Source organism: Stenotrophomonas maltophilia group sp. RNC7, assembly GCF_030910085.1.
In the GTDB taxonomy this organism is placed as follows: domain Bacteria; phylum Pseudomonadota; class Gammaproteobacteria; order Xanthomonadales; family Xanthomonadaceae; genus Stenotrophomonas; species Stenotrophomonas sepilia.
Genome location: NZ_JAVFVN010000599.1, coordinates 1 through 349 on the forward strand (window position 1 = coordinate 1; position 349 = coordinate 349).

The window sequence follows — 349 nt, forward strand, 5'->3', positions numbered from 1 at the left end:
AATGTGTCGTCCAGCATCGTGTTGAGCACGTCGACGAAGGGCACTTCGGCGATGATGCCGCCGAAGGCGTCGGGCGCCATATTGGCGATCGCGCCCATCAGCATGCCGCCCGCCGAACCGCCATGGGCGACGATGCGGTCATGGCTGGTGAAGCCTTCGGCAACGAGGTGCCGTGCGGCGGCGATGAAATCGGTGAAGGTGTTCACCTTCTTGTCGCGCTTGCCGTTTTCATACCAGGCAAAACCCTTGTCCTTGCCGCCGCGGATATGGGCAATGGCATAGACGAAGCCGCGATCCACGAGCGACAGCCGCGAGGTGCTGAAGCTTGCCGGAATGGTGATGCCATAGG

At 61.9% G+C, this 349-nt stretch carries 1 protein-coding gene; it reads right to left on the minus strand.

Translation table 11 applies throughout. The features are described 5' to 3' along the window. The coding region (locus RCF13_RS11650; RefSeq protein ID WP_308141193.1) for a prolyl oligopeptidase family serine peptidase at nucleotides 1–349 on the minus strand (349 nt) is incomplete at both ends.